This window comes from Brevibacterium sp. HMSC24B04 (assembly GCF_001806835.1).
Classification (GTDB): domain Bacteria; phylum Actinomycetota; class Actinomycetes; order Actinomycetales; family Brevibacteriaceae; genus Brevibacterium; species Brevibacterium ravenspurgense.
Window position 1 is genome coordinate 35,224 of record NZ_KV786124.1, and the last position, 9,246, is coordinate 44,469.

A 9,246-nucleotide genomic window follows, 5' to 3' on the forward strand; every position below is an offset into this window, starting at 1 on the left:
CGGGACAAAAAAGGAGGTCTGCGTGGACGCAGCGACAGCGCACATTCGACTGAGCGAGGCACTCGAGAAACTGGACGATGTGCTCGGTCCTCTGGGCCGGACCTTTGCCGATGCCGGTTTTGAACTGGCTTTGGTGGGCGGCTCTGTGCGCGATGCTCTGCTGGGTCGGGACATGCTGGACCTCGACTTCACGACGGACGCCAGGCCGGATGACATTGTGCGGCTGATCCGCGACTGGGCGGACACGTGGTGGGATATCGGCAAGAAGTTCGGGACCATCGGGATGGTCAAGAAGGGCTTCCAGATTGAGATCACCACGTATCGGGCTGAAAGCTATGACTCTGAGTCCCGCAAACCCGTTGTGGCCTTCGGCGACAATCTCGATGACGATCTTGTGCGCCGTGATTTCACGATCGGCGCGATGGCGGTGCGCCTGCCCGGCCGAGTCTTCGTTGACCCGTTCGGCGGTCTGGAAGATCTGACCGCCGGCCGGATTCGCACACCCGGCAAAGCGGAGGACTCCTTCAGCGATGACCCGCTGCGCATGATGCGGGCGGCCCGCTTCACATCCCAGCTGGACTTCGAGGTCGCCGATGACGTCCGCGAGGCCATGACCGACATGGCCGGCCGGATGGACATCGTGTCGGCTGAACGGATCAAAGACGAACTGGTCAAACTCATCTGCGGAAAAGCACCGTGGAAGGGGATCGACCTGCTGGTGGTCACCGGTCTCGCGGATGTCTTCCTGCCAGAGGTTGCACGCCTGCGGGAAGAAAAGGATGAACACGGCCGCCACAAGGACGTCTACTGGCATTCGCTGACGGTGCTGCGCCAGGCCGTTGAACTTGAAGAGCGCTACGCCCGCAAACAGGCCGAAGCCGATGCCGCGGCAGCAGAAGACGACGATGCCGATGAACCGCTGCCGGCCGATTCGCAGCTGCGAATCTCAGTCCCGGACTTCACGGTCCGCTTTGCCGCGCTCATGCACGACATCGGCAAACCCGACACCCGCCGCTTTGAACCCAACGGTGCGGTCACCTTCTACCACCACGATGTTGTCGGCGCGAAGCTCGTACGCAGGCGGATGCGTGCGCTCGCCTTCGACAACGCCACGACCAAGCGGGTGGCTCGCCTGGTGGAGCTGCACCTGCGCTTCTACGGATACGGCGATGCCGGGTGGACCGATTCGGCTGTGCGCCGCTACGTCACTGATGCCGGCGATCAGCTGACCCGCCTGCACATCCTGACCCGCAGCGATGTCACCACCCGCAACAAACGCAAGGCAGACCGTCTGGCGCGGGCCTATGACGACCTCGAGCGGCGCATCGAGAACCTGCAGAAGCAGGAAAAGCTCGACGCCATCCGGCCTGACCTCGACGGACAGCAGATCATGGAGATCCTCGGCATCACACCCGGGCCGGTTGTTGGCCGGGCGTATAAGCACATGCTGGAGCTGCGGATGGAGAACGGGCCGACCGATTTTGAAACGGCCAAGGCCGCTCTGCTGGCCTGGTGGGCAGAACAACCCGAGGCGGGCTAGTCTTAGATCTGGCAAAGAGGCCCAGATCACAGAAGGAGAATCGCACATGAGCGATGTCACCACCACCTTCCGCGAAGCCCGCGACACGCTTCTGCGGTACCGGACCGACCTCGAAGCAGCACGCCGTGAATTCACCTGGCCGCGCTTTGAAGAGTTCAACTTCGCACTGGACTGGTTCGATCAGGTAGCCGAAGGCAACGACAACCCGGCACTGTGGATCGTCGAAGAAGACGGTCAGGAGAACATCTACTCCTATGACACTCTGCGCCGCCGCTCCAACCAGGTGGCCAACTTCCTCCGCGAAGCCGGTGTTAAGCGCGGCGACCACGTGATGGTCATGCTCAACAACCAGGTCGAACTGTGGGAAACCATGCTCGCCGGCATCAAACTCGGTGCTGTGCTGATGCCCACTACCGTCCAGCTGGGCCCCATCGACCTGCAGGACCGCGCCGACCGCGGCAAAGCACAGTACGTCGTCGTCGAAGCACCCTCAGCCGCGAAGTTCGACGATGTTTCAGTCGACCTCAAGCGGATCGTCGTCGGCGGTGAACCCCAGCGCGAACAAGACCTTTCCTACGCAGACTCGGCCGGCGCCTCGGAAGACTTCCAGGCAGACGGCGTGACAAAAGCCGACGACCTCCTGCTGCTGTACTTCACCTCCGGCACCACGTCGAAGGCGAAGATGGTCGCCCACACCCACACGTCCTACCCCGTGGGACACCTGTCGACCATGTACTGGATCGGCATGGAGCCCGGCGACATCCACCTCAACATTTCGTCCCCCGGCTGGGCTAAGCACGCGTGGTCGAACCTGTTCACCCCGCTGATCGCAGAATCCTGCATCTTCATCTACAACTACGGCCGCTTCGACGCGGCGGCGCTCATGAAGACCATGGAACGGGTGGGCGTTACCAGCTTCTGCGCCCCGCCAACCGTGTGGCGCATGCTCATCCACGCCGACCTCAGCCTGCTGCCCACCCCGCCGCAGAAGACCATGTCCGCCGGCGAACCACTCAACCCGGAAGTCATTTCCCGTGTGCGCGCCGAATGGGGCACCGACATCCGCGACGGCTTCGGCCAGACCGAAACCACGCTCATGGTGGGCAATTCGCCCGGCCAGGAAATGGTTCCCGGCTCCATGGGCCGCCCGCTGCCCGGCTACGACATCGTGCTGCGCGACCCCGCCACCGGCGAACTCGGCGATGAAGGCGAAGTCTGCGCAATCCTCGACCCGCGCCCGGTCGGCATCACGAAGGGCTACTGGGGTGATGAAGTCAAAACCGCCGAAGCCTTCTACGACGGTGTCTTCCACACCGGCGACGTCGCAGCGAAAGACGAAAACGGCTACATCACGTTCGTCGGCCGCGCCGACGACGTCTTCAAGGCAAGCGACTACCGGCTCTCGCCGTTCGAACTCGAATCCGCACTCATCGAACACGAAGCGGTCGCCGAAGCCGCCGTCGTCCCGTCCCCGGACCCCGTCCGTCTTGCAGTGCCCAAGGCGTACGTCGTTCTGGCGCCGGGCTGGGAGCCCACCGCGGCCACGGCAGAGTCGATTCTGAAGTTCTGCCGCGAAACGCTCGCACCGTACAAGCGCATCCGCCGCATCGAATTCACGGAACTGCCCAAGACTATCTCCGGCAAGATCCGCCGTGTGGAGCTGCGCACCCGCGAACTCGAACTCCACCCCGAATTCGGCGAAGCCACCGTCACCGCCCAGGAATGGGCAGACACCGACTTCCCCGGACTCAAGGGCTGACTGGGCTTAAGCGAAGGGCCGGTGCACCGTGCACCGGCCCTTCGTTGTGTCCGGGCCAGCGGCAGCTGGGGGAGGGCAGCGGGAAGGTGGGCGGCGCCTCGTGATTGAGATGCGTCACAGGAATCAAACAGGCCGAATGAAATTCGGCACATTTGTAGGACGACTCCCAGTCAACTGTGGTTGACTGAAATGATCTGTCTGTTCGTATTGGGGGAAAACTGTGTCCACTGCTAAGCGAAAGGCAGCGGCAAAGAGTTCCAGTGCCAGCCGCTTCCTGAACTATCCGAGAAAAAACAAGAAGGGCTGGACGCGTTGGCTGCCGTCTGCGCGCCTGTGGGGCTTCGGCCTGCTCGGTGCGTTTCTGCTGGCTATTGCCGGCTTCACCATCGGCTACGCCCTCACACCCATCCCCGAACCCAACGCCGAAGCCGCCGGCCAGACTTCCCACGTCTACTACAAGGGCGGCAAGGACGTCATCGGCACTTTCAAAGACCAAAACCGCGAGATCCTCAAGCCCGAAGAGATCTCGCCGAACATGGCATACGCCGCACAGGCCGCCGAAGACAAAACCTTCTACGAAAACCGCGGCATTTCGATCAAGGGCATCTTCCGAGCAGCAGTCGGCATCATCACCAATGACTACGCCGGCGGTGGTTCCACAATCACCCAGCAGTACGTCAAGAACTACTACCTGACGAACGAATTCTCCCTGCAGCGCAAAGTCAAGGAGATGTTCATCGCCATCAAATTGGACCAGGAACTGTCCAAGGACCAGATCATGGCGAACTACCTCAACACCATCTACCTGGGCCGTCGCAGCTACGGCGTGCAGGTGGCCTCACAGTCCTATTTCCACAAGGACGCTAAAGACCTCACGGTCGAAGAAGCCGCAGCATTCGCGGCGATGATCCAGACGCCGGGCGCACAAGACCCGGCCGAAGACCCTTCGCGCCTGCAGGAGCGCTTCGACTACGTCATCGACAACATGGTCGATCTGGGCTACCTGACGCAGGAACAGGCCTACAAGGTCGAACTCCCCGAATTCAAGAAGCCCAAGTCTGACAACGAACGCAAGGGCCAGACCGGCTACCTCATGGACGCCGTGCGCCATGAACTGAAGACTGCCGGCGGACTGACCGACGAACAGATTGACCGCGGCGGCCTGAAGATTGAGACCGGCATCGACAAGAAGATGATGAAGTCCGCGGTCAAGTCCGTGGAAAACCTGCCGGAACTCAAAGCCGGTATGCACGTCGGGCTGTCCTCGGTTGACCCCAAGACCGGCGAAGTCCGCGCGATCTACGGCGGCAAGGACTACTTCAAGCGGATGCACAACGCATCCACGCAGGACACCGCACAGGCAGGTTCGACCTTCAAGCCGTTCACCCTGGTGGCCGGTCTGGAAAACGGCTTTACGCTGAGCGACTCGTTCACCGGTTCGGCGCAGACGTTCCAGCGGCCAGGCGGCGGCACGTGGACCCCGAAAAACTACGGCGGCGCCAGCTACGGCCAAGTGACGCTGCTGAAGGCAACCCAGAGTTCGATCAACACCGCCTACGCGCAGCTCAACATCGACGTGGGCCCGGACAAGACAAAGGACGTCGCAGTGCGCGCCGGCCTGCCGGAGAACACGCAGGGTCTGGACTCCAACGCCTCGAACGTGCTCGGCACCGCAAGCCCCACCACCCTGCAGATGGCCGGAGCGTTTGCAACGTTCGCCGCTGAGGGTGTGCAGCGCACACCGCACTTTGTCGTCGAAGTGGTCAACCCCGAAGGCGAATCGCTGTACAAGCCCGACACGAAGGGCGAAAGGAAGTTCGACAAGAACGTCATGGCCGAAACCACCTATGCGCTCAGCCGCGTGGTGCAGGGCGGTTCGGGCAGCTACGCGTCGAACCTCGGCCGTCCGGTTGCCGGTAAGACCGGTACGTCGAACGAGTCGAAGTCGGCTTGGTTCGTCGGCTACACCCCGCAGCTGGCGACGGCGGTGTCGATCTTCCGCTATGACGACAAGGGCAAGCCCATCGAGATCGGCGCCTACGGCGGCCGTGGATCCATTACGGGTGGTTCGTACCCCACGATCGCGTGGACGAGCTACATGCAGGGCGCCATGAAGGGCATGGACGTCGAGAAGTTCCCCAAGCGCGGCAAACTGCCGGATGTTGAAAAGCCGAAGAACAAGAGTGGCGGGTCGCGCAGCGCACCGGTGCAGCGCAACTACGACCGTCCGAGCACCAAGAAGAAGGAACAGAAGAAGGAAGAAAAGCCTAAGGAAACGAAGGCTCCGGAAGTCGAGGATTCGAACGAAGACTCCAAGCCGGACGAGGGCGACAAGAAGGAGCCGCCGAAGGAGAACGACAAGCCGAAGGAACCGGAAAAGCCGAAGCCCGAAAAGCCTAAGAAGCCTAAGGAACCGAAGCCGGACAAGCCGAAGAAGCGTGATTCGGATTCATCGGGCGGCAACTGATTCATGCGGTCACCGGCTGATATCGCAGCACCCCTGCTGGGCGGTCGAGGAAAGTTCCTCGGTGCACCCGGCAGGGGTTACCTGCGTTTTCAGGCGATGGCATCGCTTGTTCTGCTGGGATGTGTGGGGCTTGCAGGCATTCTGCGGCAGGTGCCGTGCATTGCGGCCGGCTGGGACATGCCGCACGCGTCCTACCGCATGTGCGCGTCCCCCATCGCCAACGACCTGTTGGGTACCACTTGGCCGGAAGCGCCCGGCCGTACGGGCTCTGCACTGATCAGCCCTGCCGCCGATTGGTTTGCTGCCGGTGCGGGCTCTGTTTTTTCACCGGCTGTAAGCATGGCGATTCTGCTGGTGCTGAACTTCGCCGCGTTCCTGCTGGCGGGCATGGCCCTGTTGCGGCTGCTGGGGGACCGTTCGTGGTTTGCGGTGTTCGCGCTGTCGCCCGTGGTGTTCTTCTCGATCGGGCAGTCGCTCGATCCGGTGGGTCTCGCACTGGCCCTGTGGGCGCTGGTGCTGGCCGGGGAGGGCCCGGCTGCCGAGGTGCCGGGTGCCGAGGTGCTGGGCGGGTCGGCGGGCAAGCCTCTGTCGGCGTTGGTGCTGGTTGCGGTCATGTTTGCGGTGGCCGCGCTTATCAGCCCGCTGGCTGTCGTTGTTCTGCTTGGGTGGGGCATTGCTGCGGCGCGGCGCGGATCCACGCAGTCAGTCCTGACCGTGGTGGGGCTGTTCATGGTGGTCCTGGGCGCGCTTGTTGTAGTTGACGGCAGGATTGCCGGTCGAGTTCACATGTGGCTGACCGACGGCATTGACCGCGGTTCGCTGTTCTCGCTTGCCGCCTACAGGGCTGAAGGTTCGGCGCTCAACGTGGCGGCGCTCATTGTGTTCTTTGCGGCCGTCGCAGCTGTCGCGGTTCTGCTTTTCCTGCGCGCTGGCGCCCCCGCCGGCCCCCTGCCGATAACAGCGGTGCTGTTGGTGGCCGCGTTGTTGACGGCACCTCGGGCGGGTGTTGGTGAGGCCCTGTGGCTGGTGCCGTTCGCGGCGGCAGCCGTGCACAGCCTCGTGCTGCACTTCCTTTGGATGCTGTCCGAGGCCGCGCTGTTCATCGCGGTCAACCTGGCAGACGCCGATGCGATTGACCCCGGCAAGGGGCTCGCGCCCGGATGGCTTTTCGTGTTCACGACTCTGCGTTGGATGGCTCTTGCCGGCCTGTTGGTGTGGGTGTTTGCCGCCGGAGCCCTGAAAAACGCCGATGGCGAGCCTTCCGGCACCAAGCCGAGTGGCGCCAAAGCGCACTGAACGACTAAGATGGGATGGCTTGTGTCATGGCCTCGGTGTAGAACTGAGCTATGACGGAAGCACTGCACATACCCTCCTGCCATGGAAAGACCATGGCCGCTTCAGACCAAAGGAGGTGGGTTACACGTGCGTAAGTACGAGCTCATGCTCATTCTGGAACCGGAACTCGAAGAGCGTTCCGTGGACTCCACTGTTGAAAACCTGCTCAAGGTCGTTGCCGCTGACGGCGGAACGGTCGACAACGTGGACGTGTGGGGCCGCCGTCGCTTCGCCTACGAAATCAACAAGAAGACCGAAGGCTACTACGTAGTCGTCGACTTCACCGCGAAGCCGGAAACTTCACACGAACTCGACCGCCAGCTCGGCCTCAACGAGGCTGTTCTGCGCACCAAGATCCTTCGTCCCGAAGCTCAGTAATCACTTTCGAAAACAGTCAGCGCTCAGCTAAGGAGTCAGAATGGCCGGAGATCCAGTAATCACACTCGTCGGCAACCTCACCTCGGACCCTGAACTTCGGTTCACGCCCAACGGTGCTGCGGTTGCCAACTTCACGGTCGCTTCGACTCCCCGCATGTTCGATCGCAAGTCGGGCGAATTCCGCGACGGCGAAACCCTCTTCATGCGCTGCTCTCTGTGGCGCGATGCCGCTGAAAACGTGGCTGAATCACTCAGCCGCGGCACCCGCGTCATCGTTCAGGGGCGCCTGAAGTCGCGTTCCTTCGACACGAAGGAAGGCGAACGTCGCACCGTCATGGAACTCGACGTCGACGAAATCGGACCCAGCCTGCGCTTTGCAAAAGCACAGGTTTCGAAGGTCGAACGCTCTGGTGGATTCCAGGGCGGCGGTCAGGGTTACGGCGGCGGTCAGCAGGGCGGCTACGGCGGCCAGCAGACCGGCGGCGGTTGGGGCCAGCAGGGCGGACAGCCCGGCGGCAACCAGGGTGGTCAGGGCGGCTTCGGCGGCCAGCAGAACGACCCGTGGGCTGCATCGGACCCCAACCAGAATCAGGGCGGTGGCGGCTGGGGAAGCCCCACTGAAAGCGAACCTCCGTTCTGATCCGCTGTGGGCCGTTACGGCCCAGCCTGCGCGCTTAGCTTTTAGCTATCGCCTATAGCTTTTGCGCCGACTGTTTCGACGCTTATTTTCAACAGGAGTAAAAATGGCAAAGCCGGAAATCCGGAAGCCGGTGAAGAAGAAGGCTAACCCGCTGGGTGCGGGTGAAACTTCCTACATCGACTACAAAGACACTGCAACTCTGCGTAAGTTCATCTCTGACCGCGGCAAGATCCGTGCTCGCCGCGTGACGGGTGTGACTGTGCAGGAACAGCGCAAGATCGCCAAGGCTGTTAAGAACGCCCGCGAAATGGCGCTGCTGCCCTACACGAGCTCAGCTCGCTGATCGGAGGGGTACTGAAATGGCAAACATCAAACTCATCCTGAATCAGGAAGTTGACCGCCTCGGCGCCGCTGGTGACGTTGTCACCGTTCGCGCTGGCTACGCTCGCAACCTTCTGCTGCCCCGCGGCTGGGCTCAGCTGTGGACCGCAGGTGCTGAAAAGCAGGTTGAAGCTCTGCGCAAGGCACGTCAGGCTCGTCAGATCGCTGACCGCGAAGAGGCAATCGCTCTCAAGGAAAAGCTTGAAGCGACCACCGCTCGCATCGAAATGAAGGCCGGCAAGGGCGGCCGTCTGTTCGGTGCTGTCACGACCACCGCTGTCGCTGACGCACTGAAGGAAGCCGTCGGTCACGAATTCGACCGTCGCCAGATCGCCCTTCCGAAGCACATCAAGGAGGCCGGTTCCTACACCGCGACCGTCCGCGTGCACGACGAAATCACCGCGAACGCCAAGTTCGACGTGATCGGCAAGGCCTGATTTTCAGGTAACTGGCTTAGGCGGGTTGGGCGATTGGCCTTAACGGCTTGCCCTAGCCCGCTGGCTTAAAGCACAAGCCGGGATCGACACCGTTGGGTGTTGGTCCCGGCTTCTGCGTTGCGTGGGCAGGTTGGGGCGCTGGGTGGTGTTGGTTGGCTGGATTTGCGTTGCGTGGGTGCGCCCGGCTGGTTGGGGTGGCGCTGCTGGGCTGGATTTGCGGTGTAATGCAGTTTCACGCTTTAAAGCGCTGCATTACTGCGTGAGTTTGCATTACCGCGTGAGTTTGGGCGCCAGAAGGGCCGTGGCCAC

8 protein-coding genes are annotated in these 9,246 nt (G+C 62.2%); all 8 read left to right on the forward strand.

Translation table 11 applies throughout. From position 1 onward, the window contains the following. Nucleotides 1-22 precede the first annotated feature (22 nt). The 8 genes from HMPREF3092_RS10650 to rplI all read left to right on the forward strand — a co-directional run bounded on the left by HMPREF3092_RS10650 (nt 23) and on the right by rplI (nt 8,937). Nucleotides 23-1,540, forward strand: coding sequence for a CCA tRNA nucleotidyltransferase (locus tag HMPREF3092_RS10650; protein ID WP_070424867.1), 1,518 nt, complete (start codon nt 23-25; stop codon nt 1,538-1,540). A 46-nt stretch (nt 1,541-1,586) separates the two neighbouring features. After that, entirely contained in the window at nt 1,587-3,299 is a 1,713-nt protein-coding gene (locus HMPREF3092_RS10655) for an AMP-binding protein (RefSeq protein ID WP_070424868.1), read from the forward strand. Nucleotides 3,300-3,519: 220 nt separating this feature from the next. Next, complete coding sequence (locus HMPREF3092_RS10660) at nt 3,520-5,766, forward strand: transglycosylase domain-containing protein (protein WP_070424869.1); 2,247 nt, start codon at nt 3,520-3,522, stop codon at nt 5,764-5,766. Nucleotides 5,767-5,769: 3 nt separating this feature from the next. Further along, nucleotides 5,770-7,062 (forward strand): hypothetical protein, encoded by a 1,293-nt coding sequence (locus tag HMPREF3092_RS10665; RefSeq protein ID WP_070424870.1) that lies wholly within the window; start codon nt 5,770-5,772, stop codon nt 7,060-7,062. A 126-nt stretch (nt 7,063-7,188) separates the two neighbouring features. Then, nucleotides 7,189-7,479, forward strand: a complete 291-nt coding sequence (gene rpsF, locus HMPREF3092_RS10670; protein WP_019174235.1) for a 30S ribosomal protein S6 — start codon at nt 7,189-7,191, stop codon at nt 7,477-7,479. Between the two features lie 40 nt (nt 7,480-7,519). Then, nucleotides 7,520-8,119, forward strand: coding sequence for a single-stranded DNA-binding protein (locus HMPREF3092_RS10675; protein ID WP_061944524.1), 600 nt, complete (start codon nt 7,520-7,522; stop codon nt 8,117-8,119). Nucleotides 8,120-8,222: 103 nt separating this feature from the next. Continuing rightward, nucleotides 8,223-8,462, forward strand: coding sequence for a 30S ribosomal protein S18 (rpsR, locus tag HMPREF3092_RS10680; protein ID WP_019174237.1), 240 nt, complete (start codon nt 8,223-8,225; stop codon nt 8,460-8,462). A gap of 16 nt (nt 8,463-8,478) precedes the next feature. Further along, a complete protein-coding gene (rplI, locus tag HMPREF3092_RS10685) occupies nt 8,479-8,937 on the forward strand; it encodes a 50S ribosomal protein L9 (RefSeq protein ID WP_062022870.1) in 459 nt (152 codons plus the stop codon). Nucleotides 8,938-9,246 lie beyond the last annotated feature (309 nt).